The sequence below is a fragment of the Trinickia mobilis genome (assembly GCF_017315705.1).
GTDB lineage: Bacteria > Pseudomonadota > Gammaproteobacteria > Burkholderiales > Burkholderiaceae > Trinickia_A > Trinickia_A mobilis.
Window position 1 is genome coordinate 18,780 of sequence record NZ_JAFLRF010000019.1, and the last position, 25,144, is coordinate 43,923.

The window sequence follows — 25,144 nt, forward strand, 5'->3', positions numbered from 1 at the left end:
GTCACTCCGGCGCCGCGAGACACTGCGCGATCCGCGCCGCATCCACGCGCGCGAGGTCGTCCTGATACTTGAGCAGCACGCCCAGCGTGTCCTGCACCGACTGCGGATCGAGTTCCGCCACCGACAGCGCCGCGAGCGCGCGGCACCAGTCGATCGTCTCGGCGATGCCCGGCGCCTTGAAGAGATCCATCGTGCGCAACTGGTGGACGAAATCGACGGCGCGCCGCTGCAAGTCCGCGGCGGCCTCGGGCGCACGCGCCGCGACGATCGCGAGTTCGCGGTCGCGCTCGGGATAGCCGATCCACTGATAGAGGCAGCGGCGCTTCAGGGCATCGTGGACTTCGCGCGTGCGGTTCGACGTCATCACGACCAGCGGCGCGTGCTCCGCGCGCACCGTGCCGTATTCGGGGATCGTCACTTGAAAGTCCGACAGCAGTTCGAGCAGGAACGCTTCGAACGGCTCGTCGGCGCGGTCGATTTCGTCGATCAGCAGCACGCGCCGCGCGCCGGGGTGATGCTCGTCAGGCATCAGCGCTTGCAGCAGCGGGCGCTTCAACAGGAATTCGCTGCGATAGAGCGTTTCGTTGCCGGGGCGTTCGTTGGCGGCTTCGGCGAGGCGCAGCGCCATGATCTGGCGCGGATAGTCCCATTCGTAGAGCGCGCTCGCCGTGTCGAGGCCTTCGTAGCATTGCAGCCGCAATAGCGTCGTGCCGAGCATCCCCGCGGCGGCTTTTGCCAGCTCCGTCTTGCCGACGCCCGGCTCGCCTTCGAGAAAGAGCGGCCGCTCCATCCTCAGCGCGAGGAACAGCGCGGTCGCAAGCTCGCGGCTCGCGAAGTAGCCGTGAGCGGTGAGCTGGGCGAGCGTTTCGTCGATCGAAGCGGGCGGCATGGCCAAGCGCGGAGTGCTGCCCGGGCTAAGCCGCCCGTTCAATGGCACGCCCCGCGACCACCGGAATCAAATGCGCGCGATATGCGGCGCTCGCGTGCAGATCGGTGTTGAGGTCGTCCGGCGCGACGGTCACGCCGCGCGCCGCTGCTGCGCTGAAGTTTGCGGAAAGCGCGGTCTCCAGCGCCGGCGCGCGAAACACCGACGGCCCCGCCCCCGTCACCGCGACGCGCACACCGTCCGCACGTTTCGCGACGAACACCCCGACCAGCGCGAAATGCGACGCCGGATTCGGAAACTTCTCGTACGCGGCCTTCTCGGGCACCGGAAACTCGACCGCGACGATCAGCTCGTCCGGCGCGAGCGCCGTCTCGTACATGCCGACGAAGAAATCGTCGGCGGCGATGCGGCGGCGGTCCGTCACCACGGTCGCGCCGAGCCCGAGCAGCGCGGCCGGATAGTCGGCGGCGGGGTCGTCGTTCGCGATCGAGCCGCCGATCGTGCCGAGCGCGCGCACCTGCCGGTCGCCGATCTGCCCGGCGAGCGCGGCGAGCGCCGGCAGCACGCGGCGGATGTCCGCGTTCTCGGCGACGTCCGCATGGCACACGGCCGCGCCGACCGTCACCGTCTTGCTGTCGACGGCGATCTTCTTGAGCTCGGGGATGCGCGTCACGTCGATCAATTGCGCCGGTTGCGCGAGGCGCAGGCGCATCGTCGGCAACAGGCTTTGGCCGCCCGCGAGATATTTCGCGTCGCCGTTCGCCGAGAGCGCCGCGACAGCGGATTTCGGATCGGCGGCGCGCTGATAGTCGAATGAATACGAGTACATGTGGGCTCCTCGGCTCAATTCTTCGGGTTCTGTGCGGCCTGGATCGCGCTCCAGACGCGATGCGGCGACGCCGGCATCTGCAGGTCCTTCACGCCGAGCGGGCCAAGCGCATCGAGCATCGCGTTGATCACCGCGGGCGGCGAGCCGATCGCACCCGCTTCGCCGCAGCCCTTCACGCCGAGCGGGTTGTGCGTGCACGGCGTGCCCTTTGCGGTCTCGACGGTGAAGTTCGGCAGGTCGGATGCGCGCGGCATCGCGTAGTCCATGTACGAGCCGGACAGCAACTGCCCCGTGTCCTTGTCGTAGATGCACTGCTCGAGCATCGCCTGGCCGATGCCTTGGCCGAGGCCGCCATGCACCTGGCCTTCCACGATCATCGGATTGATCACGTTGCCGAAGTCGTCGACGGCGGTGAAGCGCTCGATGGACGTCTCGCCCGTCTCGGGATCGACCTCGAGTTCGCAGATGTACGCGCCGGACGGATACGTGAAGTTGCTCGGGTCGTAGAACGCGTTTTCGTCGAGACCCGGTTCGAGCTTGTCGAGCGGGTAGTTGTGCGGCACGTAGGCCGCGAGCGACACGTCGGCGAAGGTCTTCGTGCGGTCGGTGCCGGCGACGCGGAACACGCCGTCCTTGAACTCGATGTCGTTGGCCGACGCTTCGAGCAGGTGCGCCGCGATCTGCTTGGCCTTCGCTTCGATCTTGTCGAGCGCCTTCATGATCGCCGAGCCGCCCACCGAAATCGAGCGCGACCCGTACGTCCCCATGCCGAACGGAATGCGGCCGGTGTCGCCGTGCACGATCTCGACGTTCTCGATCGGCACGCCGAGCCGGTCGCCGACGACTTGCGCGAAGGTCGTCTCGTGGCCCTGGCCGTGGCTGTGCGAGCCGGTGAAGACGGTCACGCTGCCGGTCGGATGCACGCGCACTTCGCCCGCTTCGAAGAGACCCGCGCGTGCGCCGAGCGCACCCGCGATGTTCGACGGCGCGAGCCCGCACGCTTCGATGTAGCACGAGTAGCCGAGGCCGCGCAGCTTGCCGTTTTGCTTCGATGCGTCGCGGCGCGCGGCGAAGCCCTTGACGTCGGCGAGTTCGAGCGCGCGGTCGAGGCAGGGCTCGTAGTCGCCGGTGTCGTAGGTGAGGCCGACGGGCGTCGCGTACGGGAACTGGCGGATGAAGTTGCGGCGCCGAATCTCGGCCGGATCGATGTTCAGCTCGCGCGCGGCGGTTTCGACGAGCCGCTCGACGACATAGGTCGCCTCGGGCCGCCCTGCGCCGCGATACGCATCGACGGGCACCGTATTCGTGAACACCGCCTTCACTTCGGCGTAGATCGCGGGCGTCGTGTACTGGCCGGCGAGCAGCGTCGCGTAGAGGATCGTCGGCACGCTCGAGGCGAACGTCGAAAGATACGCGCCCATGTTCGCGATCGTATGGACGCGCATCGCGAGGAACTTGCCGTCGGCGTCGAGCGCGAGCTCGGCTTTCGTCACATGATCGCGGCCGTGCGCGTCGGAGAGGAAGGATTCGGAACGCTCGCAGGTCCATTTGACCGGGCGGCGGACTTTCTTCGACGCCCAGGTCAGCGCGACGTCCTCGGCATACAGGAAGATCTTCGAGCCGAAGCCGCCGCCCACATCGGGCGCGACGATGCGCAGCTTCGATTCCGGCAGCGACAGCACGAACGCGGCCATCAAGAGCCGCTCGACGTGCGGGTTCTGGTTCGCGACGTAGACCGTGTAGCTGTCGTCCTGCTTCGAATAGCTCGCGTTCACGGCGCGCGGCTCGATCGCGTTGGGCACGAGGCGGTTGTTGACGATATCGAGCGTCGTGACGTGGGCGGCTTTGGCGAACGCGGCGTCGGTCGCGGCCTTGTCGCCGTGGCCCCAGGTGTAGCAGGTGTTGTCGGGCACGCCGTCGTGGACCGCGGGCTGGCCCGCGTCGGCAGCGTGCGCGGTATCGGCGACGGCGGGCAGCATGTCGTAGTCCACTTCGATCAGCTCGGCCGCATCCTTCGCCTCCTTGACCGATTCGGCGACGACGAGCGCCACCTGATCGCCGACATGGCGGACCTTGTCGTGCGCGATCACGGGGTGGGGCGGCTCGTGCATCGGCGAGCCGTCGATGCTGTGGATGAGCCAGCCGCACGGCAGGCCGCCGACGTTCTCGGCAGCGAGCTCCGCGCCGGTGAACACGGCGACGACGCCCGGCGCGCGCTTGGCCGCCTCGGTGTCGACACGGTTGATGCGGGCGTGCGCGTGCGGCGAGCGCACGAACACGGCATAGGTTTGCTGCGGGAGGACGACGTCGTCGGTGTACTGGCCGTTGCCTGTCAGAAAGCGAAAGTCCTCTTTGCGCTTGACGGGCGCGCCGATCAAGCGCTGCTCTTCGGGTGCGTTCATGATGCCTCCTTAGCTGGCGGTAACGGCTGCGGCTTCCTTCATCGCGGCGGCGCCGGCGAGGACGGCCTTGACGATGTTGTGATAGCCGGTGCAGCGGCAGAGGTTGCCGTCGAGCTGACGGCGCACGTCGTCTTCGGTGAGATCGGGCTGCTGGGCGACGAGGGCGGCGGCGCTCATCACCATGCCGGGGGTGCAGAAGCCGCACTGGAGGCCGTGGCATTCGCGGAACGCGGCTTGCATCGGGTGCAGCGCGCCGTCTTTCGAAAGCCCTTCGATGGTGGTGACCTCGGCGCCTTCGGCCTGGACCGCGAGAATGTTGCAGGCCTTGACGGCGCGGCCGTTCAGATGGACGGTGCAGGCGCCGCATTGGGCGGTATCGCAGCCGACGTGGGTGCCGGTGAGGCGGAGGTGATCGCGGATGAACTGGACGAGCAGAGTGTGGGATTCGACATCGGCGGTCACGGGCGCGCCGTTGACCGTCAGACTGACGCTGATTGCCATGAACTGTCTCCTTTTGGGCGTTTGGCACTCGCTGCACTTGTTGTGCTATTGGTGTCGTTCGCCCGGCATGATGCGCTTTTTTTTGATGTTGCACCGGGAAGTAAAGCACAAGTTAGGCGCTCGCGCTGTGACCCGGTGTTGTGGTGTTCGCCAAGGCCTGCGTGAAAACTTTGATTTCGCGTCGCTCCACGAGCATTGCCCCCGCCCCGGGGAGGGGCAACGCCTGCGGCACGCCGCGATTTGAACTAGAGCAAGGCTGCGCCGACCAGACAGCGCGGCTTCTTCAAAAAGGCCTTAAAAAAACGGCTCCCTGCGCCGGGCGCGGGAGCCGTTTCGGAAGACTGCTTTTGATCGTCGCGCTGCTTGCCAGCGTCTTCTAGCGCCCCCCGTGGCGTTTATGCGGTCATCGCCGGATTGAGGTCGACGAGACGATTGCTCATCACGTAGAACGTCAGCTCGGCGTTGTTGTTGAGCTTCATCTTTTCCAGGAGCCGCGAGCGGTACACGCTCACCGTCTTCACCGAGAGCGACAGCGCGTGCGCGATATCGGTCAGGCGCTTGCCCGACGCGAGCATGCACAGCGTCTGATATTCGCGGTCCGACAACTTTTCGTGCGGCAGTTGCTCGCCGTCGAACGACACATAGTCGGCGAGCGCTTCGGCCATCGCCGGGCTCACGTACTTGCGGCCCGCCGCGACCTGCTGAATCGCCTCGATCATCTGCGCGGCGTTGACCGTCTTCGACAGATAGCCGGCCGCTCCGGCCTTCAGCGCGCGCACCGCGTACTGATCCTCGCGGTACATCGAGAACATCATCACCGGCACGCGCGGCGCCTTGCGCTTCATGCGCTTCAGCACCTCGACGCCGTTCATGTCCGGCAGCGATATGTCGAGCAGGATCGTGTCGAACACGGTCTTGTCGATGCTCGCGAGCGCCTGCGCGCCACTGTCGGCCTCGACGACGTCGCGCGCGACGCCGCGATCGAGCAGCAATTGCCGCACGCCCTGACGCACGATCGCGTGGTCGTCGACGAGAAGGATGCGCAGCGTCATCGGTCCGGCCTCACGAGAGCGATACGCTGCGGCACGGCGCGTCGGCGGCCAGCATCGACTGCCACGCGAAGCGCGCGCGCACGATGGTGCCGCTCGCTTGCACTGCCTGCTGCTTGCCGCGCGGCTTGCGCGACACGATGTGCAGCTTGCCGCCGTGCGCGTCGCAGCGCGCGCGCATGCCGGCGAGCCCGAAGCCGCTCGTGTCCTTGCGGGCGCGGCGTCCGATGCCGCGGCCGTCGTCCTCGACGATCAGCGTCAGGTGGCGGCGGTCGGTCTCGATGTGCACGCCGGCGCACGACGCGCCGGCGTGCTTGGCGACGTTCGAGAGCGCTTCCTGGGCGACGCGGAAGATCGCGAGCGCCGCGCCGTAGGGTAATTGGGTGAGGCGGACGTCGGCGGCGCAAATGAAGCTCGTCTTGAGCCGAGTGCGGGCGGCAAAGCCTTCGGTCCATTGCGACAGCGCGCTGACGATGCCGGCTTCTAGCGGACGCGCGTGCAGGTGCTCGACGATGCGGCGGCTCGCGTCGCTCGCGGCGTCGAGCGACTGCTGAGCGACGGCGATGGCCGCCGCGCATTGCGGGTCCGTTCCGGCGGGCAAGCGATTCTCGGCGTTGGCGAGCGCGAAGCGGGCGGCGGTCAGCTCGGCGCCGACGCTATCGTGCAGCTCTTGCGCCAGATAGGCGCGCGCCTCTTCCTGGACTGCGGTCAGTTCGGCTGCGAGCTCGCGCAGACGCTTGCGCAACTGTTCGGCCTCCCGCTCGGCTGCAAGCCTGGCCGCGAGAAGTTCGGCGTGGGTAAGCGGGTCGAAGCCGTGCGCGCGGCTCGTCTCGCTTGACGGCGCAAACGAGGTGGTCGCGTTGATTGGTACGACAATCGACGTATCCATGAGCTTTCCTACGGGTGACACGACCAGACTTCCGGCGCGTCTCAAAAGTCGCCGCAAATGCGGTCAATAAGGCAAGGCGCGACGGACAAACGGTAACGGCGCAGCGTAACGATTTTTACATTTCGTAACACATCGGAGCGCACGCCACGATGGTTTCAAAACGCCCTCGCCGCGCCGCGATGATATCTCAAAACAATTTAAAAGTCTGATGTAACAAGGCTCCCCGTGTTGCTTGCCATCAAAGATTCACACTCGGTACGGGTTTTCTCGTAGGAAAAATACCGACACGGGAGGCGGCGGTAAGGAATCGATTTGTAACGATTGTCGAGCGTTTGGCGCACCGCGCCCATGATCGCGGCGGCGCGCCGAGGCGCTAACTCGGGTCGAAAAAAAACCGGAGCGCGAGGCTCCGGCTTTTTTAAGGTATTCGTCAGGCCAAACGTGCACTAAGCGGTCTCGATCAGCCGACGAACGCCTTTTCGACGACATAGTGGCCCGGGGCGTTGTTGCTGCCTTCCTGGAAGCCGAGCCCGTCGAGCAGCTCGCGCGTGTCGCGCAGCATATGCGGGCTGCCGCACAGCATGACGCGGTCGTTCTCGATCGAGAACGGCGGCAGCTCGAGGTCTTCGAACAGCTTCTTCGTGTCGATCAGCTCGGTGATCCGGCCGCGGTTCTGGAACGTTTCGCGCGTGACCGTCGGGTAGTAGACGAGCTTTTCGCTCACCAGCTCGCCGATGTGTTCGTGTGCCGGCAGGTGATCGGTGATGTATTCCTTGTACGCGAGTTCGTCGACGAAGCGGCAGGTGTGCGTCAGCACGATTTTCTCGTAGCGCTCGTAGACGTCCGGGTCCTTGATGATCGACATGAACGGCGCGAGGCCCGTGCCCGTCGACAGCAGCCACAGCGTCTTGCCCGGCAGCAGGTTGTCGCACATCAGCGTGCCGGTCGGCTTCTTGCCGATCAGCACCTGGTCGCCCACCTTGAGGTGCTGCAGGCGCGACGTCAGCGGGCCGTCCTGGACCTTGATGCTCAGGAATTCGAGGTTTTCTTCATAGTTGGCGCTCGCCATGCTGTACGCGCGGATCAGCGGCTTGCCCTCGACCTCGAGGCCGACCATCGTGAACTGGCCGTTTTCGAAGCGGAACCCCGCATCGCGCGTGCAGGTGAAGCTGAAAAGCGTATCGGTCCAATGATGGACGGAAAGAACGGTTTGAGAATTCAGGTTGCTCATGGCTTCTTGGATATTTCAGAAAACGAGGCTGCCGGGCGTCCGACAAGAACGCCTGGGCCATCCCGGCCTGGGTCATCGTGGCGAGGCGGCGGTATCGGGCGTCGCTGTGCTGGGGCGCCGAAGGCGCCAGACAGGGAGCCGGAAAACGACGGAAAACGCGCATTTTAGCGCGGCGCGCCTTATGCGTCTTCGACACCCATTACATATCGAAATAACTCGAGTGCATAAGGGAACGAGCGGGAACGAGCGCGGGTGCGGAAAGCGGCAATAAAAGGTGGCCGTTGGGTGGCTGCTGTTGCGCTGTCCGGGCGGCGCGCTGCCGGCGGCCGGCTGCGCTGTGGAACAGCGCGAAACGGGTTAGGGTCGCCCCAACCGGCTTTATCGCTCGGCGACGAGCTTCGCCCCCAGGCCCACCAGCGCGGCGCCGCACAGGCCGTCGATCGGCCGGCGCAGCTTGCGGTAGCCGCGCTGCGTGCGCTCGGACGCGAACATCAGCGCGACGCCGCCGTACCACCCGCCCGACAGCATGCCGATCATCGCCAGCACCACGCCGTAGAACCAAAGCGGCGGATGCGCGGGAAACATCGCCGCGAACACGCTGGTCCAGAATACGCAAGATTTCGGGTTCGTCAGGCAGGTCAGGAGACCCGAGCGGTACGCGCGCCAGTAGGCGGCGGCGTCGTGCGCCTGGGGCTCGGCGGCGTCCGGGGCGGCCGCCGCGGGTTCGGCTTTCGCGCTCGAGCGCAGCAGCTTGAGCCCGAAGTAGACGAGGTACACCGCGCCCGCGATCCGGATGCCGGTATAGAGCCAGCCGATCTGCTGCAGGATCGCGGCGAGACCGAGCATCGCAAGCGCCGCCCAGGTCACCGAAGCCGTTCCGACGCCGAGCGCCGATGCGGCGCCGAGCCCGCGCCGGCCGGCGAGCGACAGTTGCGTGATCATGAAGAAATTCGGTCCCGGGCTAATGGCGGCAATCAGATAGACGACGGCGATTTGCAGCAGGATCGGCAGGTAATGCACCATGGCGTGACTCACAGGGGCGGTAGCGTGAAGCCGTTAATGTAACCGTTTGCCGAAAAGCGCGAGCGGCAAATCCCCTCTGCGAGCGTTGCCGCTGTTCACTGTCCCGCTGTCATTCGAGCCGCAGCCGCGCCATGTACGGCAGATGGTCCGACAGCCAAGCCGTTTCCTGCGCAGGCTGGATCCATTCGACCGGCCGCATGCCGCGCACGAACATCTTGTCGAGCGCGAGCGCCGGCGAGAACGCCGGAAACGTCCGGCCCGTTTCGCCGAGCCACGTCGCCACTTCCTGCAGGCCGAGTTCGCCGAAGAGCGGCACCGAATCGTTGCGCCAGTCGTTGAAGTCGCCCGCGAGGACGAGCGGCCCGGCGGGCGCCTCGCGCGCGATCCAATGCGCGATCCAGTTCATCTGGCGCAGCCGGGCGGCGCGCGTGAGCGCGAGGTGCGCGCACAGCAGCGTGACCGACTGCCCCGCGAACGCCGCCCGCGCGACGAGCAGCCCGCGGCGCTCGAAGCGGTGCGCCGAGATATCCCAGCGTCCGCCAAGATCGAGCGGATGCGGCGACAGAATCGCGTTGCCGTGCCGCCACGACGGCTTGAAGACGTTCGGCCCGAGCGCGATGTCGAGCTCCAGCGAGCGGGCGATTTCGGTTGCCTGGCAATGCCAGACGTCTTCAAGCGGATCGTGGACGACAGGCGAGCCGAAGCTCGTCGCGAGCATCGGGCCGGGCATGCGCCGCGCCATCGCTTCCTGCAGGAAATAGGCGTCGGCGTGCGTCGATTCCACCCAGCGCTGCATCGCATTCCACGCCGTGAAGCCGAGCGGCGAGCGGCCCTTGTGAAGGTTCCAGCTCACCGCGATGAAGTCCTTTTTCAGCGGACTCTCACGTTTCAATTCTTCGGGATTTCGCATGCCGCGTCGTTTCCACTTCAATTCGTTTTCAAAGGAGGAACGCTGGCGCGCACGCGATACATCAGCGTCGGATTCTTGTCGACGATCGTCCACGTCGCCCATTGACCGTTCGGTATCGTCAGCCCCGGGTGGCTCGCGGTGATCTCGCGCGGCTGCGGCGGCAGCTTGCAGCCTTCCACGGTTTGCGGCGCGCTGTCGTCTTCGAGCGTTTCCTGCGCGTCGATCGCGAGCGTCACGGAATCGGGGCTCGCTTGCGTCGGAGAGACCGTCAGCGTGCGCGTCAAATCGATATTGCCCGCGGGCCTGTCCTTGCAGCCGACGTCATGCACGACGTCATGATGATGTGTCTCGGTGTGCGCCTGGCCGAGCGTCGTCGTGGCATCGAAGGCATCGATCTGCTGGCCGTCGCGCACGACCTGCACCTCCCAGTGCACCGGCGGCTGCGCCGCGGTTTGCGCGTGCGCGGCAATCGATACGGTGAACAAGGCGGCTGACAGCACGGCGACGCGGGTGTTCCACATGCAGATCCTCTCCAGGGCGCCCGGAAAAAAAGCACAGGGGCCCATCTTACGCTCTATCGAAATTACGGTTTTCAGACTATGCCTCGGCCGAGGGGTTCAGTCGGCGCGAGCGCGATGGGAGCCGGCGGGACATCGGTCCGTGTCAGCAGCACGGCGCGTCGGCTGCTTGCTTGCGCACGAAAATTGCGCCGTTACACTGAAATCGTTGCGGGACGAAATGTGCGCCAGGCACGCGTATCGCGCGCGATGCCGGCGCACAATCGGAGCCGCAGTCGGCACACGGCTTAAAGCACGTCCAGGCGAGGTGAGCGATGACAACAGCCATGGTCAAACAGGAAATCGCGTTGGCGTCGTTCAGCAAGGTCTACGATCTCGACGAGGTCGAGACCGCGCTGAACGAACTCGGGGAAGGCGCGAACGAAGCGCTGCGCGTCACGTACGAAAAGATGCTGAAAGTAGGCAACCTGCGCTTTTGCGTGAAGCCGAACCGGATGCCGTCGATCGACGATCTGATCGGCGCGCTGCCCAATTTCTCCGAACCGCTCGATGACGTGCGCAAGCAAGTCGCGCTGTGCCTCGAAACCGACGACCGGCTCGAGCTGATGCCGATCCTCTTGCTCGGCGACCCCGGCATCGGCAAGACGCATTTCGCCAAGCAGCTCGCGCACTTGCTTGGCACATCGTATCAATACGTCGCGATGAGCTCGCTGACGGCGGGATGGATCTTGTCGGGCGCGTCGTCGCAATGGAAGAACGCGAAGCCCGGCAAGGTGTTCGATGCGCTCGTGCACGGCAGCTACGCGAACCCCGTGATCGCGATCGACGAGATCGACAAGGCGAGCGGCGATTCGCAATACGATCCGCTCGGCGCGCTGTACGCGCTGCTCGAACAGGAGACGGCGCGCACGTTCATCGACGAGTTCGCCGAGATTCCGATCAACGCCGGCCATGTAATCTGGATCGCCACCGCCAACGACGAGCGCGCGATTCCCGAGCCGATCCTCGACCGGATGAGCGTCTACGAAATCGCGGCGCCCGATCGCGAAGGCGCGCGGCGCATCGCGCAGTCGATCTACGACGAGATCCGCTCGGCGCACGTGTGGGGGCGGCGCTTTCCCGCAGCGCTCGGCGACGACACGCTCGACGCGCTCGCGCTTGCTTCGCCGCGCGACATGCGCCGCGCGATACTGAACGGCTTCGGCGCTGCGCGTGTGGCCGGACGCGATCAAGTGCGCCCCGTCGACATCCGGCTCGAATTCGGCACGCGCCGCAAGCCGATTGGTTTTTGAGGCGCGTCGTCTGCATCGTGTTTTCGGCGGCATTGCGCACACGCGTCAAATTAGTGTGACCAATCTTCCGATCGCGCACGAACGCATGCCGCAACGCAAATGCGATCCGACGCCAAAGCCGGTTTGCGCACGATCCCCGTGTTTCTGTCACGTTCCTGTCACGCCGCCCGCAGTACTTGTACGAGAGCGGGCGTTTGCGTGCTCGTCCACGTCGTACAATTTGTGTGAAGCGCTAAAGCGAACGGTGCGCGTTGCGAGGGCGCATCCTATGTCCAACGCGGGTGGAGAGGCGCGGTGCATGGCGCCGCAAGGACAAACACAAACATGGATCAGATCGAATGCGTAGTGATCGGCGCAGGGGTGGTCGGTCTTGCGGTGGCGCGCGCGCTGGCGGCGCGCGGACGCGAAGTGATCGTGCTCGAAGCGACCGAGGCCATCGGCACCGGCACGAGTTCGCGCAATAGCGAAGTCATCCACGCGGGCATCTACTATCCGCGCGGCTCGTCGAAGGCCACGCTCTGCGTGCGCGGCCGCGAAATGCTCTACGAATATTGCGCGGCGCGCGGGGTGCCGCACGAGCGCTGCGGCAAACTGCTGGTCGCAACGGCGCGTAACCAGATTCCTCAACTCCAGGTGATCGAGGCGCGCGGCAAGGAAAACGGCGTGCTGGACTTGATCCGCATGAACGGCGACGAGGCGCATGAACTCGAGCCCGCGCTGTCGTGTGTCGCCGCGGTGTTTTCGCCGCAGACCGGCATCGTCGACAGCCATCAGCTGCTGCTCGCGCTGCAGGGCGATGCCGAGAACGACGGTGCGCTGTGCGTGTTTCATGCGCCGGTCGAGTCGATCGATTGCCGCAACGGGCGCTTTATCGTGAGCGTCGGCGGCGCGTCGCCGACGACGATCAGTGCCGCCTGCGTCGTCAATAGCGCGGGGCTGCATGCGAATGCGATCGCGCGCAAGATCCACGGGCTCGATCCGCGCCACGTTCCGCCGCTCTATCTTGCTCGCGGCAACTATTTCACCGTGTCGGGACGCGCGCCGTTTTCGCGGCTCGTCTATCCGATGCCGAACGAAGCCGGCCTCGGCGTGCATTTGACGATCGACCTGGGCGGCCAGGCGCGCTTCGGTCCCGACGTCGAATGGATCGATGCGATCAATTACGACGTCGATCCGCACCGTGCCGATTCGTTCTATGCGGCGATCCGCGAATATTGGCCCGCGCTGCCGGACGGCGCGCTGCAGCCCGCGTATGCGGGGATTCGTCCGAAGCTCTCGGGGCCGGGCGAGCCGGCGGCGGATTTCGTCATCCAGGGGCCGGCCGCGCATGGCGTGCGCGGCCTCGTGAACCTGTTCGGGATCGAATCGCCTGGCTTGACGGCGTCGCTCGCGATCGCGCAAAGGGTGTGCGAGGTGGCGGGGCGCGCATGATTAGGCTGAAGCGAGGCCGCGCCGCGCGAGCTAAACAATCGCTTATCTCTATCATTTCGGGTGTCACATCGCGCCGCTTCGTTGCTATGCTCTGTAACCGCTGCCGTTAGAGCAGCGTTCAAGTTCATATAACGTGGAGTGAATCCCCAATGAAATCATCTCGTCGGACGTTCTTGATTACGAGCATCGGTGTCGCGTCGACGCTCGCGTTGTCCCGCCAGGCGGCTTTCGCTGACGCACCGAAGGTTGCCGAATCCGATCCCACCGCACAGGGGCTCGGCTACAAGCAAGACGCGACCCAAGTCGATAAGGCCAAGTATGCGAAGTACGCCGCCGGCCAGGATTGCGGCACTTGCAGCTTCTTCCAGGGCAAGCCGACCGATGCGTGGGCGCCGTGCTCCATATTCGGCGGCAAGCAAGTGTCGTCGAAGGGCTGGTGCAGCGCCTATAACAAGAAGGCCTGATTCGCGCCTGCGGGGCCGCACGCAGCGGCCGCCTGCCGAAGCACGGCCGCGCGGCTTCGCGCTGCGCGGCCAGGCGGGCTTGCCGCGCAACGGGCAAGCCGCCCCCCGGACGTTACAGATGCTCGCCGAGGAACGTCAGCGTGCGGCCGTGCGCGAGCGCGGCGGCGTGCTGGTTGTATGCCGAGCGGTCCGTGCAGTTGAAACCGTGGTGCGCGTTGGGATACAGGTGGAACTCGACGTCGTCGCGGCCCGCAAAACGCGCCTTCACCTGACCGACGGCTTCTAGCGGAATGCCCGCGTCGAGCTCAGCGTAGTGGAATTGAATCGGCGCCTTGATCTTCGCCGCGTGCTCGAGCAGGTTCTGAATACCGCCGCCGTAGTAAGCCACAGCGACGTCGATCGAACCCTGCGCCGCCGCCAGATAGGCGAGCCGTCCGCCGAAGCAATAGCCGATCGCCGCAACGTTGCCCGCCACTTCAGGCATCGCGCGCAGCGCCTGTGCAGCCGCGCCGATGTCGGCCGCCGCGAGATCGACGTCGGTCTTCTGCAGGATCTCGATACCCTTCTCGCGATCCGTGCCTTCGTAGCCGAGTTCGATGCGCGGCTGCGTGCGCCAGAAGATGTCCGGTGCGAGCGCCACGTAGCCGTCGAGCGCGTATTGATCCGCGACCGAGCGGATATGGCTGTTCACGCCGAAGATTTCCTGAATGATGATGACGGCCGGCCCCTTGCCGCCTTTAGGCAATGCCAGATAGCCTGGAAAATTGTCGCTGCCAATGGGAATGTCGATCCAGCGGGATGTGACGCTCACGTCGCTCTCCTATTAAAACGTGGGGGAGAAAATCGGGCCGTCAGTGTGCCACCAATCGAAAACGGTTGCAGGCGCGGCACCGCGCGGCCGTGCTGGTTGCATGGATTGAAACTGCTTGGCGCATGGAGTGAAACGAATGCTCCGCGCGTTTTGCCCGCCAATTATTTATGTCGCGCGACAAGCGCGCTTAGCCGGACTGATTCATTAGCGCGAAGGCAACGAAAGCCGACCGGAAGCGTCGACTTACAGCAGTCGTATTCATCGCGGCCAATGGCCTAGGCCGCTTTCGGATGCACGGATCACAGGCATCAGCAAAAACCCTGCTTTTGCCGAAAGCCGCATGGGCCGGACGTTTCCGGGCAGTCTTCAAGTCTGCGGATTAGGCAGCGAGCGATCGCGCTATTGGTAGTCGTCCCACTTTCTCAAAAAAATCCCCTAAATTAATTTGATGCCCTACACTTGCGCGCAAGTACGGGATGCCACCTGCCAAAAACGAGTTGGCTCACGTGCTTAGCCAAGTGCATGACGATGCATCCGGCGTGGTCGTCCACGGGATTTAGACGGATAAGACTGAAGCGGGGCACAGGACGATTACGTTGTTTTTGGGACCGAAACTGGAGACTTATATGAATATCAAGATGCAAAAGCTGTTGCCGATCAGCGCTGCAGCCATGCTGTTTGCGACGATGGCGACGGGCGCCGCGGCGGATCAAGTCGTCAAGGTCGGCCACGTCGCACCGCTGACTGGGCAGATCGCCCACCTCGGCAAAGATAACGAAGACGGTGCGCGCCTCGCGGTCGAGGAAATCAACAAGAAGGGTCTCGAGATCGGCGGCCAGAAGGTCACGCTCGAACTCGACGCTCAAGACGACGCAGCCGACCCGCGTACGGCTACCCAAGTGGCGCAGAAGCTCGTCGACGACAAGGTCGTCGCGGTGGTGGGCCACCTGAACTCGGGCACGTCGATCCCGGCTTCGAAGATCTACAGCGATGCGGGCATCGTGCAGATCTCGCCGTCGGCGACCAACCCGGCCTATACGCTGCAAGGCTTCAAGACGACGTTCCGCGTCGTGGCGACCGATGCGCAACAAGGTCCGGCGCTCGCGAACTATGCTGCCAAGGACATGAAGTTGAAGAGCGTCGCGATCGTCGACGACTCGACCGCTTACGGGCAAGGTCTTGCGAACGAGTTCGAGAAGACCGCCAAGTCGCTGGGCATGAACGTGATGTCGCATGATGCGACGAACGACAAGGCCGTCGACTTCCGCGCGATTCTGACGAAGATCAAGGGCGAAAACCCGGACGCGATCATGTACGGTGGCATGGACGCCACCGGCGGCCCGTTCGCGAAGCAAGCCAAGCAGCTTGGCCTGCGCTCGAAGGTGCTCGCGGGTGACGGCGTGTGTACCGACAAGCTGTCCGACCTGGCTGGCGACGCGACCGACAACATCGTGTGCTCGGAAGCAGGCAGGTCGCTCGATAAAATGGGCGCGGCCGGCAAGGAGTTTGAAGCGAAGTTCCAAAAGCGCTTTGGCGTGCCGATCCAGATCTATGCGCCGTTCACGTATGACGCCGTCTACATCATTGTCGATGCGATGAAGCGTGCGCAGTCGACCGATCCGGCGAAGATCCTCGCCGCGATGCCGGCCACCGACTACAAGGGCGTGATCGGCGAAACGCAGTTCGACGAGCATGGCGACCTGAAGCACGGCGTCATCACGCTGTATAACTACAAGGGCGGCAAGAAGTCGTTCCTGAACGAAGTCAAGATGTAATGTCGACGCTCGCTTAGCGCATCGACGGGCCGCTTTGCCGCGGCCTCGCGATGGACCAGGCGGGCGTGGATGTTCCTTCTGTTTCGACTGCTTCAAGAAAGCACGCATGCTTCACGGCATGCGTGCTTTTTTTGTGTCGACCCGAGTTAGCGCTTCAGCGCTTACTCGGGTCCCATGCAAGGCGGTCGACCCGAGTTAGCGCTTCAGCGCTTACTCGGGTCCCATGCAGGGCGGTCCCATGCATGGCTGGCGTCGGCTTCGCGGGCCTCGTGGGCCTTAGATGCGCAGCCGGCCCAGCACCCTGGGCCCGACGAAAGCGACGAGCGCCGCGCACAGTGCGACGATCGAAAGGCCGATCGACAGATTCGTCGCCTGCGTCACGCCGCCGATCACGACCGGCCCGAACAGCAGCCCGAAATAAGCGAGGCCGGCAACGTGCGCAAGACCTTCGGCGGCATGAATCCCTTTGACGCGCGCCGCCGCGGCGAACAGCACCGGCATCATGTTCGCGAGCCCGAGGCCCATCAGCGCGAAGCCGGTCAACGCGGCAAACGAATACGGCAGCAGCAGCGCACCGATCATCCCTGCACACGCGAGCGTTGCGCTCGCGCGCACGAGCTGCGGCGCGCCGAAGCGGGCGCGCACGGCGTCGCCGGCGAAGCGGCCGGCCGCCATGCCGCCGGAAAACGCCGCATACGCCGCGCTGGCGAGCGCGGGCGTCGCCGCGACGACATCGCGCATGTAGACCGTCGCCCAGTCGTACATCGCGCCTTCGGCGATGAGCGCGATCAGCGCGACCGCGCCGAGCGCCCACAGCACGGGCGAGCGCCAGCGGTTGGCGCGCGAGCCGCCGTGGCGAGGATCGTCGGCATGCGGCACGTGCGGCAGCACGGCGGGGCACGCGAGCAGCAGGACGAGGGTGCTCACCGCCGCCACGAGCGCGAGATGCAGCGCCGGCGCCATGCCGCGCGAGAGCAGCGCGCCGCCGATGGCCGCGCCCGCCATCCCGCCGACGCTGAACATGCCGTGCAGCGACGACATGATCGGCCGCGCGAGCGCGGTCTCGACGGCGCTCGCTTCGGCGTTCATCGCGACGTCGAGTGTGGCCAGGCCGATGCCGAAGATCGCGAGCACCGGGAGCAGCAGCCAATAGAACGGCACGACGAGAATCAGCGCCGCGCAAACCGACATCGTGAGACCGCCCGCCAGACACGCGCGGCGCGTGCCCACGCGCGCTATCCATTTGGCATTGGTCGCCATCGCGGCAATCGAGCCGCCGGCGACGGCGAGCAACGCGATCGACAGCAGCGCCGGACTCAAATGGAACTTGTCGCGCACGGTCGGCACGTGCACGCCCCACGACGCGTACACCATGCCGGCAATGAAAAAAAGTGCCATCGTCGCATTGCGTGCACGGTTGCGCGCTGCCGCCGGGAGGTTGCGATGCGCGGCGGGGAGCGGGGCGAGTTCGGGGGAGTGGTCGGGCACAGGTCGGCTCGTCAAACAGCGGGTTGCGGGTATATCGAGGGCACAGATGGAGGGTGATGGGCAAGCGATGCGTCGGTGAGCCTCGACGTGGTCTAGCGCGCCCTGGTCGATTCTATCGGAGCGCTTGCTGTCTCGCTTGCGCGGTAATCTAAGATGTTTGGGCAAGGCCAAGCACCGATTCGTGTCCCGGCCGTGCGCATACTCCAGTTCCAGGCCGGTTCAATTCGAGGACATCGACTTGAAAATTCCCGCTCATGCCCCGCTTCACCTGCTGCACCGGAGCGGCGTCGGCACGCTCGCGACGCATTCGCGCGAGCCGCAAGGTTTCCCTTATCCGACCGTGCTGCCGTTCGCGACGGACGCGCGGCATCGTCCGGTCGTGCTCGTGAGCCGGCTCGCCGAACATACGCGCAATCTGCAGGCCGACCCGCGCGCCGGTTTTCTCGTCGTGCACGCGCCAGGCGGCGACGTGTTGAACGCAGAGCGTGTCACGCTGATCGGCAGCTTCGAGCCGCTCGAGCCCGCTTCGGCTGCCGCGACGCGCTATCTGCGCTATCACGCCGACGCCGAGCGTTATCTCGCGCTAGGCGATTTTTCGTATTGGGTCATGGCGATTGAGCGGCTGCGTTATATCGGCGGTTTCGGCGCAATGGGGTGGCTCGATGCCGCCGACCTGGACCCGCTCGCCCCGCTGCCGTCCGAAGAAGAAGCGGCGCTGACGGCATTCTTCGAGCGTCATCCGCAGCGCCCGGCGCGGCTCGGATTGGCGGGGGTGGATCGCTACGGAGCAGACTTGAAAGTCGACGGTGTGCTCGAACGCGATTCTTTTGACGAACCGAAACGGACGATTCCGAAACTCCAAACGGCGCTGGCCGATTGCATCGAGCGCCGCGCGTCAAAATAGTTTCGTGCTTTTCCTAATCGGGAAAACTCTGATTAGTTCGATTTTAGCAAAGATGAGCGAAGGCCCATCTTTGTTTAACCTGAAACCTCTCATCGCATGATAGGTTTTTGTGAGACGGTCGATATTAATATCATGCTTTGGGAATTATGCCCATTGGACTAGGCCAGCCGATCAGATTTCGAGATACTCGAAGGGGGTATAAATGCCGCCCGCGTCATGCGTGATGCAACCTAATCAATGGATTCAAATCAGCGTTTTTATTTTTTTGCTTTTCAGTCTTTTCTTCGGTTTCTTGTTTGTGCTAATCTCCCTGCGAAATATCCGAGGCACCACGCAGTGAAATGGCAAGCCGGCTACAGACCTGCGTCATTTATCGAAACCACAAGGGAATGTATGTCTTCTTACAAGGAACTTCTCGCCCAACGAGAAAAGCTGGAAAAGCAGATCGAAGAGGCGAAGGCACGTGAATACGCGGAAGTGCTTAACGAGATCAAACAGAAAATGGCCGACTACGGCATTACGCTCGCCGAACTCGGTGTAATTCGCGGCAAGCATGCAAAAGTTGGCCGTCCGCGCGCGGGCGTTGCGCCGAAATATCGCGATCCTGAAAGCGGCAGCACCTGGTCGGGTCGCGGCAAACCTCCGAAATGGATCGCCGGCCAAGATCGCGATCGATTTCTGATTCAGAAGTAATTGTTGGAAACGTCCTGGCACGAGCGGCCTGCTTCACGCCGCGGCGTCCAACACAAAAAACCGCGCACTTCAAAAGTGCGCGGTTTTTTAATGTCCGCAGAAAGTCTGACTTCATCGCTTTGCGTGCGGCGCGAAACCATCGCGCGCACTCACGCCGGGCGCGCGGATATCGAAACACGAATACTTCGTGTTTGCATAAGCATATGATTTAAAACGAAAATATAGGGCTTTGCGACGACTTGTCACAGTTGCGCTGCTAGAATCCGGGCATTCAAAACCCTCTACGCTCCGGTTTCCTATGTCGCAAAGTTTCGACAGTTTCCACGCCGACACGGCAGAGAAGCAAGCAGTCGCGCGCAAGACCACGTTTGTCAGCATCGTGCTGAACCTCGTGCTGACGACGCTGCAAATCATTATCGGTGTCATCGCTCATTCTCAAGCGCTCATCGCCGACGGCGTGCATTCGCTTGCCGATCTCGTATCGGATTTCATCGTATTAGTCGCGAATAAAGCGAGCGGTGCGAAGCCCGATGCCGATCACAATTACGGACATAACCGCTATGAGACCGTGGCGTCGCTTTTTCTGGGCGGCCTGCTGATCGCCGTCGGCGTCGGCATGCTGTGGCGCGCGGGCCAACGGCTTGCTCACCTGGACGATATTCCCGCCGTGCATGTCAGTGCGCTCGCTGTCGCGATACTCGTTCTGGTATCGAAGGAAGGGCTCTTTCGCTACATGCTGCGCGAGGCGCAGCGCGTGCGCTCGGCGCTCTTGATCGCCAACGCGTGGCACGCGCGCTCCGACGCGGCGTCGTCGCTGGTCGTGGCAATCGGCATCGTCGGCAGTCTCGCGGGGGTGCGGCTGCTCGATCCGATCGCGGCCGCGATCGTCGGTTTCATGGTGGCCCGCATGGGCTGGACCTTTGGCTGGGACGCCTTGCAGGACTTGTCGGACCGCGCGCTCGATGAAGACGCCACCGCCGACGTGCGCAAGCTGCTGATGTCGACGCCCGGCGTGCGCGACGTGCATGAGTTGCGCACGCGCAAGATGGGCGACCTCGCACTCGTGGATGCGCATATTCTGGTCGATCCGCTGATTTCGGTGTCGGAGGGGCATTACATCGCCGAGTCAGCGCGCTCGCGCGTGCTGACCGACAAGCGCGTGCTCGATGCGCTGATCCATGTCGATCCGGAGAACGACGCGGTAAGACACCCCGCCGCGAACTTGCCGCCGCGAGAAGTGGTGATCGAGGCGCTCGATGCCGAACTGGCGAAGTGCGGCTTGCGTGCCGCCAGTCTCAATCTCCACTACCTGAGCAGCGGGCTCGATATTGAGGTGACGTTCGCGGCGGACGCGCTCGCCGAGCACGACGCCGAGCTTGCAAGCCGCCTGGACTTGACGGATCTGGCCGCCCGGCTCGGCGCGCGCAAGATTACCGTGCAACGTTTGCTCGAAACGTCAGGCCGCTCGTCCGATCAGAAGGCGGCGCGCATCAGTTGAGCGGGAACAGATTGCCGCTGCTAGAGCGGCAATTGCGTATCGAATTTGATCTCGCGCAGCACCACGCTGGTGCGGACCTGCGCCACGGCGGGGATCTTGAAGATGCGCTCGTGCAGGAACGAGTCGTACGCTTTGATGTCGGGGGCGACGATTTTCAGAATGTAGTCCGCTTCCCCGGTCGTGCTGTAGCACTCGGTGACTTCCGGGCAAGTGGCGATCTCGCGCTCGAATTGTTCGACGCCGCCTTCCGTGTGTCTCATCAGATGAATATGGGCCAGCGCGCAGACATGCAGCCCCAGCTTCTCGCGATCGAGCAGTGCCGTATAGCGCTGGATCACGCCTGATTGCTCCATATCCTTGATCCGCCGCCAGCAAGGCGTGCTGGACAAGCCGACTTGATCCGATATTTCCTGCACCGATCGGCGCGCGTCGAGCTGCAGCAGGCGCAGAATTTTTTGAGAAAACGTATCGAGTGTCACGCGCGCCTCCCAGTTCGGCCGCAACTTTCCTAAATGTTAGAGGTGGCGGAAAAGAAAGGCAATGTGAGACCCCAGGAGCGAGGGAATTTCCCTAATTTGCCGGGTTGCTCGCGGCGTTTTGTCCTGTGTTGTCCCCAGCTGACGGGTCCGGCGAGGGCAAATTCGAGATGATGCCGAGGGCGGCTTGCTGGCTGCGCAATTCTGCCAGCATGTTGCAAAAAAGAGCGCCTTGCTCGATGGCGTCGTCGAGCGCGACGTGCGTGTGAGGATGGTCGTCGAACCAGCGCTTCGGCATGCGCGGCTTGATGCATTTGCGGTACGGCAGGTCCGTCATGGCGAACGCGAGCGTCTTGATGTCGAGCGCGGACCACGAGAACGGGCAGCGCCCCGCGAAGCGCATCATGTACCAGAACATGAACGTGAAATCGAAGCCGGCCGGCATCGCTACGAACACCGGCTTGCCTGGCAGCGATTCAACCCATTCGACGTACGCGACCAGTGCCGTTTCCGGCTTTTGCAGATCCGCGCGGCATGCCGCCCAAGCTTCCTTCTGCGTCTTCCACCAGGCCGCTTGGATCGGATGCGCCTCCGCGCCCGGAAGCGTTTCGAGATTGGCGGAGAACGTGCCGATCAGTTGCTTGTCCGCGGTGTAGGCCGCTGACGCAAAGCTGAGCATCGAATGGGGACCGGGAATCGGGCCGTCCGCTTCGACATCGGTGCTGACGTAGATCTCGGCTGTCATGCGCCGACTCCATCCGCCACGTATGGATTCGTGCGCCGCTCGGCACCGAAAGTCGACGTGGGGCCGTGGCCGGGGACGAACGTCATATCGTCGCCGAGCGGCCACAGCTTGCTGCGGATCGACGCGATCAGGTCCGCGTGGTTGCCGCGCGGAAAATCGGTGCGGCCGATCGAGCCCGCGAACAGCACGTCGCCCACAAGTGCCAGCCGGTGGACATCGCTCACGAACACGACGTGCCCCGGCGTATGGCCCGGACAGTGGTAGACGTCGAGCGTTTCGTTGCCGAACTGGACGGTATTGCCGTCTTCCAGCCAGCGATCGGGCTCGAACGCCTCCGCCTCCGGAAAGCCGAAGCGCTGGCTTTGCTGCGGCAGTTGGTCCAGCCAGAAGCGCTCGTCCCGGTGCGGTCCTTCGATCGGCACGCCGTAATGTGCCGCGAGCGTTTTCGCGCCGGCGCAGTGGTCGATGTGCCCGTGGGTGAGCAGCACCTTCTCGACGCTCACGCCTTGCCGGGCAACCGCATCCTGAATCCGCTCGAGATTGCCGCCCGGATCGACGACGGCGGCGCGGCCCGTCGCCTCGCAGACGAGCAGCGAGCTGTTTTGCTGAAACGGCGTGACGGGGATGATCGAGACTTTCATCGGCGATGCGGCAAGACGGCGAAAAGCTCGATTGTACCGGCGGCGCGAAGCCGTCGCTGGCTGGCCGAACGGACGACGGCAAATCCCGATTTTTACGCCCATAGTGAAAATCAATGATGGCTATGTAGGTTGACAGGTGCTTTGAATGTGGATTTGCTATAATCCGCACCGTTGTGCGTGGAGCACCCACGCTGCCAATTGACGATCCGGCATCGCTCGCAGGCGAATAGAGCCGGGTCGCCGTCAAGTGAAAGGCCGTCGGTTACGACGGCACAAACCTTGCGTCGGATAGGTTATTCGATGCACACGTCTTGCCCAGCCAGGCGCCGCGCGCCTGCTACGGCCTTGCTGCCGTGACGCTGGGTGGGGCCTACGCCGCTGTTCCTGTACGTCTTGCGACGTGCATAGAACGTGCAATTTACGTTCGATGGCGGCATGTGGGGTCTGGTCAGGCTGCCGGGGACAGGTTGCGCCAGACGTGAAAGCTAACCGGGCGGAAAGCGGCGAATGGCCGCACCCGAGTGCATGTGCACGACTCGCCAAAGCGAGCGGAGCCACGTTTTGCCTCGGTCGCCCGAGCCGCAAGCTACACGAAAGATTGACGTGTTGCGGCTCGACACTGCTGAGTTACGTCTTATGAAATCTCGATTGTCTCGTCTGGGGAGTCTGTTTGCCTTTTTTGCCTTGGCGGGCTGCGCGGTTCCTCATGGTCCGGCTGATCAAGCCAGCGCCTCGCCGATGCGCACGCAGGGCGCCCTGGCAAGCGCCGCATCCGCGCCCGTCGGCTACGACGCCTTGAACACGTCGACACCCGCTGCCGATTCGAAGGCGAGCCTCGCTGATGCGACGCCGCTCGAAGCAGGCCCGAATGTTTCCGATTTCCGTCAGAGCGGCCGCGCCTCGTGGTACGGCATGAAGTTCCACGGCCGCAAGACGGCGAGCGGCGAGCGCTTCGACATGAATGCGCTGACCGCCGCGCACAAGACGCTGCCGCTCGCGTCCTACGTGCGGGTGACGAACACGACCAACAACAAGTCGGTCGTCGTGAAGATCAACGATCGCGGGCCGTATGTGCGCGGGCGCATCATCGATTTGTCTTACGCCGCGGCTCGTGTGCTTGGTTTGCGCAAAGCCGGCACGGCGCAAGTGAATATCGAAGGCTTGTCGCAGCAGGAAGCGAAGTCCGAGCAGGCCCAAATGCTGGCCGACAATTCGATCAGCAAGTAAGCGTCGGATCTGACGGTGCCGTGCCGTGCTGTGCGCGGTCCGCTTCGCCGTCGCACCGAATCGATTCGAAACTCGAAGGGCCGCCGCGTGCGGCCCTTCAGTTTTTCTTAAGCTCGAGCGCGCGTGCGTACAACGTGTTGCGCGACGCCCCGGTCACCGCGGCGGCCACCTTCACCGCACCGCTCACAGACAGTTCTTCGAGCAGGATATTCAGGAGTGCGTCGTGATCGCCGGCGCTTGGCTCAGCTTGCGGCGCGCCTTCGACCACCAGCACGAACTCGCCGCGCTGCCGATTGGCGTCGGCGGCGAGCCACGTTGGCCCTTCGGCCAGGGGGCAGCGGTGGAGCGCCTCATGTAACTTGGTCAACTCGCGCGCGATCAACAGGCGGCGCGCGCCGCCGAATGCATCGGCGAGCGCCTGCACGGTTTCGACGATGCGATGCGGCGCCTCGTAAAAGACCAAAGCCTGTGTGTGCCCGGCCAATTGCTGAAGCTGGGCCGCGCGCTGCTTGGCCTTCGTCGGCAGAAAGCCCAGGAACGAGAATGTGCCGGCCCAGTCGCCGGCCACGCTGAGCGCAGTGGTCAGCGCGCTGGCGCCCGGCAGCGGAACGACGGCCAAGCCGGCTTCGCGCACGGCGTCGACGAGCCTCGCGCCGGGGTCCGAAATGCCGGGCGTGCCTGCGTCGGATACATACGCGATCCGCTCGCCGGCCCGCAGGTGTTCGATCACGCGCGCGGCCGCGGCGCGCTCGTTGTGCTCGTGCACGGCGATGAGCGGCTTGGCGATGCCGTAGCGGGCGAGCAACTGGCCGCTGTTGCGCGTGTCCTCGGCGGCGATGCGGTCGACGGCCCCAAGCACGTGCAGGGCGCGCAGCGTGATGTCGGCGACGTTGCCGATCGGCGTTGCCACCACATACAGAGCGCCGGCCGGGTACTGCTGCCCTTGCGCGAGTTCGAGGAGATCAGTCATGAGGCAGAAAACGCGGACAAGCGGAACAAGGCCGACATTGTGCCACGCGGCGAGCGACAACTTTTCTGGGCGGGCAGGGTCGAAGAGCGTCGGAACGGCATTCGAGGCGCGTGCGCTCGAGTATTTGCGCCGGCAGCGCATGCGGCTTGTGGCCCGCAACGTGAGTTGCCGCCGCGGCGAGATCGACCTCGTGATGCGCGATCGCGATGGCGTGCTGGTGTTCGTCGAAGTGCGCGCGCGTGCGGACAAACGCTTCGGCGGCGCGGCGGCGAGCGTCGGTTGGCAGAAGCGCCGGCGCCTCGTGCATGCGGCGCAGTACTTTCTCGCGACGAGCGGCGGGGCGGTGGGCGCGTGCCGCTTCGACGTCGTCGCGTTCGATGGCCCCCGGCTCGTGTGGTTGCGGGACGCTTTTCGCGCCGACGATGTATGAACGGTGTTTCGGCGCTTGCCGAGTGCGTTAAACTTGCGCGCTGGCGATTTGGCCGAAACGG

The 25,144-nt window shown here is 64.3% G+C and carries 25 protein-coding genes; 9 read left to right on the forward strand and 16 right to left on the reverse strand.

Annotated elements, in window-relative coordinates; genetic code table 11:
• Position 1: 1 nt before the first annotated feature.
• The 10 genes from J3489_RS23100 to J3489_RS23145 form a co-directional block, all read right to left on the reverse strand.
• Positions 2-889 carry an AAA family ATPase gene (locus J3489_RS23100; protein WP_207002016.1) on the reverse strand — a complete coding sequence of 296 codons (888 nt, stop codon included), beginning with the start codon at positions 887-889 and terminating at the stop codon, positions 2-4.
• Between the two features lie 25 nt (positions 890-914).
• Positions 915-1,715, reverse strand: a complete 801-nt coding sequence (locus J3489_RS23105) for an FAD binding domain-containing protein (protein WP_207002018.1) — start codon at positions 1,713-1,715, stop codon at positions 915-917.
• Positions 1,716-1,729: 14 nt separating this feature from the next.
• Positions 1,730-4,117, reverse strand: a complete 2,388-nt coding sequence (locus tag J3489_RS23110; protein WP_207002020.1) for a xanthine dehydrogenase family protein molybdopterin-binding subunit — start codon at positions 4,115-4,117, stop codon at positions 1,730-1,732.
• Positions 4,118-4,126: 9 nt separating this feature from the next.
• Positions 4,127-4,618: a (2Fe-2S)-binding protein gene (locus J3489_RS23115; protein ID WP_207002022.1), complete on the reverse strand. Its 492-nt coding sequence runs from the start codon at positions 4,616-4,618 to the stop codon at positions 4,127-4,129.
• 395 nt (positions 4,619-5,013) lie between these two features.
• The gene (gene rqpR, locus J3489_RS23120; protein ID WP_207002024.1) at positions 5,014-5,670 is read right to left on the reverse strand and encodes a response regulator transcription factor RqpR; all 657 of its coding nucleotides are present in this window, start codon (positions 5,668-5,670) and stop codon (positions 5,014-5,016) included.
• Positions 5,671-5,680: 10 nt separating this feature from the next.
• Positions 5,681-6,556: a sensor histidine kinase gene (locus J3489_RS23125; RefSeq protein WP_207002027.1), complete on the reverse strand. Its 876-nt coding sequence runs from the start codon at positions 6,554-6,556 to the stop codon at positions 5,681-5,683.
• Between the two features lie 460 nt (positions 6,557-7,016).
• Positions 7,017-7,787 carry a ferredoxin--NADP reductase gene (locus tag J3489_RS23130; protein WP_207002030.1) on the reverse strand — a complete coding sequence of 257 codons (771 nt, stop codon included), beginning with the start codon at positions 7,785-7,787 and terminating at the stop codon, positions 7,017-7,019.
• Positions 7,788-8,165: 378 nt separating this feature from the next.
• Complete coding sequence (locus J3489_RS23135; protein ID WP_207002160.1) at positions 8,166-8,807, reverse strand: LysE family translocator; 642 nt, start codon at positions 8,805-8,807, stop codon at positions 8,166-8,168.
• A gap of 112 nt (positions 8,808-8,919) precedes the next feature.
• Positions 8,920-9,720: an endonuclease/exonuclease/phosphatase family protein gene (locus J3489_RS23140; protein WP_207002032.1), complete on the reverse strand. Its 801-nt coding sequence runs from the start codon at positions 9,718-9,720 to the stop codon at positions 8,920-8,922.
• A gap of 17 nt (positions 9,721-9,737) precedes the next feature.
• Positions 9,738-10,241: a hypothetical protein gene (locus J3489_RS23145; RefSeq protein WP_207002034.1), complete on the reverse strand. Its 504-nt coding sequence runs from the start codon at positions 10,239-10,241 to the stop codon at positions 9,738-9,740.
• A gap of 311 nt (positions 10,242-10,552) precedes the next feature.
• On the opposite strand from J3489_RS23145, the gene J3489_RS23150 reads away from it, so the two are divergent.
• The 3 genes from J3489_RS23150 to J3489_RS23160 all read left to right on the forward strand — a co-directional run bounded on the left by J3489_RS23150 (position 10,553) and on the right by J3489_RS23160 (position 13,425).
• Positions 10,553-11,530 (forward strand): AAA family ATPase, encoded by a 978-nt coding sequence (locus tag J3489_RS23150; protein ID WP_207002036.1) that lies wholly within the window; start codon positions 10,553-10,555, stop codon positions 11,528-11,530.
• 324 nt (positions 11,531-11,854) lie between these two features.
• Positions 11,855-12,961, forward strand: coding sequence for an NAD(P)/FAD-dependent oxidoreductase (locus J3489_RS23155; RefSeq protein WP_207002039.1), 1,107 nt, complete (start codon positions 11,855-11,857; stop codon positions 12,959-12,961).
• Positions 12,962-13,110: 149 nt separating this feature from the next.
• Positions 13,111-13,425: a high-potential iron-sulfur protein gene (locus tag J3489_RS23160; protein ID WP_207002041.1), complete on the forward strand. Its 315-nt coding sequence runs from the start codon at positions 13,111-13,113 to the stop codon at positions 13,423-13,425.
• A gap of 112 nt (positions 13,426-13,537) precedes the next feature.
• Here the strand turns inward: J3489_RS23160 and J3489_RS23165 are convergent, their stop codons facing one another.
• Positions 13,538-14,236: a dienelactone hydrolase family protein gene (locus tag J3489_RS23165; protein ID WP_207002043.1), complete on the reverse strand. Its 699-nt coding sequence runs from the start codon at positions 14,234-14,236 to the stop codon at positions 13,538-13,540.
• A 626-nt stretch (positions 14,237-14,862) separates the two neighbouring features.
• Between J3489_RS23165 and J3489_RS23170 the strand changes: the two genes are divergently transcribed.
• On the forward strand, positions 14,863-16,011 hold the full coding sequence (locus tag J3489_RS23170) for a branched-chain amino acid ABC transporter substrate-binding protein (RefSeq protein ID WP_207002044.1): 1,149 nt from the start codon (positions 14,863-14,865) through the stop codon (positions 16,009-16,011).
• 276 nt (positions 16,012-16,287) lie between these two features.
• Here the strand turns inward: J3489_RS23170 and J3489_RS23175 are convergent, their stop codons facing one another.
• Positions 16,288-17,499 carry an MFS transporter gene (locus J3489_RS23175; RefSeq protein WP_207002046.1) on the reverse strand — a complete coding sequence of 404 codons (1,212 nt, stop codon included), beginning with the start codon at positions 17,497-17,499 and terminating at the stop codon, positions 16,288-16,290.
• 238 nt (positions 17,500-17,737) lie between these two features.
• Between J3489_RS23175 and J3489_RS23180 the strand changes: the two genes are divergently transcribed.
• From J3489_RS23180 to J3489_RS23190, 3 genes are all read left to right on the forward strand, one after another.
• Positions 17,738-18,403, forward strand: coding sequence for a HugZ family pyridoxamine 5'-phosphate oxidase (locus J3489_RS23180; RefSeq protein WP_207002047.1), 666 nt, complete (start codon positions 17,738-17,740; stop codon positions 18,401-18,403).
• A gap of 393 nt (positions 18,404-18,796) precedes the next feature.
• Positions 18,797-19,096, forward strand: a complete 300-nt coding sequence (locus J3489_RS23185) for an H-NS histone family protein (protein WP_207002162.1) — start codon at positions 18,797-18,799, stop codon at positions 19,094-19,096.
• 298 nt (positions 19,097-19,394) lie between these two features.
• Positions 19,395-20,594 carry a cation diffusion facilitator family transporter gene (locus J3489_RS23190; RefSeq protein ID WP_207002048.1) on the forward strand — a complete coding sequence of 400 codons (1,200 nt, stop codon included), beginning with the start codon at positions 19,395-19,397 and terminating at the stop codon, positions 20,592-20,594.
• Between the two features lie 20 nt (positions 20,595-20,614).
• Here J3489_RS23190 and J3489_RS23195 read toward each other — a convergent pair whose 3' ends face one another.
• The 3 genes from J3489_RS23195 to J3489_RS23205 form a co-directional block, all read right to left on the reverse strand.
• Positions 20,615-21,073, reverse strand: a complete 459-nt coding sequence (locus J3489_RS23195) for an Lrp/AsnC family transcriptional regulator (RefSeq protein WP_207002049.1) — start codon at positions 21,071-21,073, stop codon at positions 20,615-20,617.
• 91 nt (positions 21,074-21,164) lie between these two features.
• Positions 21,165-21,815 carry a 3'-5' exonuclease family protein gene (locus J3489_RS23200; RefSeq protein ID WP_207002050.1) on the reverse strand — a complete coding sequence of 217 codons (651 nt, stop codon included), beginning with the start codon at positions 21,813-21,815 and terminating at the stop codon, positions 21,165-21,167.
• On the reverse strand, positions 21,812-22,456 hold the full coding sequence (locus tag J3489_RS23205; RefSeq protein ID WP_207002051.1) for an MBL fold metallo-hydrolase: 645 nt from the start codon (positions 22,454-22,456) through the stop codon (positions 21,812-21,814). Before J3489_RS23205 ends, J3489_RS23200 begins: the two co-directional genes overlap by 4 nt.
• A 636-nt stretch (positions 22,457-23,092) precedes the next feature.
• Here J3489_RS23205 and J3489_RS23210 point away from each other — a divergent pair.
• Positions 23,093-23,683, forward strand: a complete 591-nt coding sequence (locus J3489_RS23210; protein WP_207002052.1) for a septal ring lytic transglycosylase RlpA family protein — start codon at positions 23,093-23,095, stop codon at positions 23,681-23,683.
• Positions 23,684-23,780: 97 nt separating this feature from the next.
• On the opposite strand, the gene rsmI is transcribed toward J3489_RS23210, so the two are convergent.
• The gene (gene rsmI, locus J3489_RS23215; RefSeq protein WP_207002053.1) at positions 23,781-24,653 is read right to left on the reverse strand and encodes a 16S rRNA (cytidine(1402)-2'-O)-methyltransferase; all 873 of its coding nucleotides are present in this window, start codon (positions 24,651-24,653) and stop codon (positions 23,781-23,783) included.
• Between rsmI and J3489_RS23220 the strand changes: the two genes are divergently transcribed.
• Positions 24,652-25,083: a YraN family protein gene (locus J3489_RS23220; protein WP_207002055.1), complete on the forward strand. Its 432-nt coding sequence runs from the start codon at positions 24,652-24,654 to the stop codon at positions 25,081-25,083. The two genes, rsmI and J3489_RS23220, sit on opposite strands and share 2 nt — an antisense overlap.
• Positions 25,084-25,144 lie beyond the last annotated feature (61 nt).

Bases quoted from the DNA above. Each gene is read 5' to 3' on its own strand.
- J3489_RS23100 (WP_207002016.1), bottom strand. From the start codon at position 889: ATGCCGCCCGCTTCGATCGACGAAACGCTCGCCCAGCTCACCGCTCAC.
- J3489_RS23185 (WP_207002162.1), top strand. From the start codon at position 18,797: ATGTCTTCTTACAAGGAACTTCTCGCCCAACGAGAAAAGCTGGAAAAG.
- J3489_RS23110 (WP_207002020.1), bottom strand. From the start codon at position 4,117: ATGAACGCACCCGAAGAGCAGCGCTTGATCGGCGCGCCCGTCAAGCGC.
- J3489_RS23140 (WP_207002032.1), bottom strand. From the start codon at position 9,720: ATGCGAAATCCCGAAGAATTGAAACGTGAGAGTCCGCTGAAAAAGGAC.
- J3489_RS23220 (WP_207002055.1), top strand. From the start codon at position 24,652: ATGAGGCAGAAAACGCGGACAAGCGGAACAAGGCCGACATTGTGCCAC.
- J3489_RS23150 (WP_207002036.1), top strand. From the start codon at position 10,553: ATGACAACAGCCATGGTCAAACAGGAAATCGCGTTGGCGTCGTTCAGC.
- J3489_RS23160 (WP_207002041.1), top strand. From the start codon at position 13,111: ATGAAATCATCTCGTCGGACGTTCTTGATTACGAGCATCGGTGTCGCG.
- J3489_RS23205 (WP_207002051.1), bottom strand. From the start codon at position 22,456: ATGAAAGTCTCGATCATCCCCGTCACGCCGTTTCAGCAAAACAGCTCG.
- J3489_RS23105 (WP_207002018.1), bottom strand. From the start codon at position 1,715: ATGTACTCGTATTCATTCGACTATCAGCGCGCCGCCGATCCGAAATCC.
- J3489_RS23210 (WP_207002052.1), top strand. From the start codon at position 23,093: ATGAAATCTCGATTGTCTCGTCTGGGGAGTCTGTTTGCCTTTTTTGCC.
- J3489_RS23130 (WP_207002030.1), bottom strand. From the start codon at position 7,787: ATGAGCAACCTGAATTCTCAAACCGTTCTTTCCGTCCATCATTGGACC.
- J3489_RS23115 (WP_207002022.1), bottom strand. From the start codon at position 4,618: ATGGCAATCAGCGTCAGTCTGACGGTCAACGGCGCGCCCGTGACCGCC.
- J3489_RS23145 (WP_207002034.1), bottom strand. From the start codon at position 10,241: ATGTGGAACACCCGCGTCGCCGTGCTGTCAGCCGCCTTGTTCACCGTA.
- J3489_RS23190 (WP_207002048.1), top strand. From the start codon at position 19,395: ATGTCGCAAAGTTTCGACAGTTTCCACGCCGACACGGCAGAGAAGCAA.
- rqpR (WP_207002024.1), bottom strand. From the start codon at position 5,670: ATGACGCTGCGCATCCTTCTCGTCGACGACCACGCGATCGTGCGTCAG.
- J3489_RS23200 (WP_207002050.1), bottom strand. From the start codon at position 21,815: ATGACAGCCGAGATCTACGTCAGCACCGATGTCGAAGCGGACGGCCCG.
- J3489_RS23125 (WP_207002027.1), bottom strand. From the start codon at position 6,556: ATGGATACGTCGATTGTCGTACCAATCAACGCGACCACCTCGTTTGCG.
- J3489_RS23155 (WP_207002039.1), top strand. From the start codon at position 11,855: ATGGATCAGATCGAATGCGTAGTGATCGGCGCAGGGGTGGTCGGTCTT.
- rsmI (WP_207002053.1), bottom strand. From the start codon at position 24,653: ATGACTGATCTCCTCGAACTCGCGCAAGGGCAGCAGTACCCGGCCGGC.
- J3489_RS23170 (WP_207002044.1), top strand. From the start codon at position 14,863: ATGAATATCAAGATGCAAAAGCTGTTGCCGATCAGCGCTGCAGCCATG.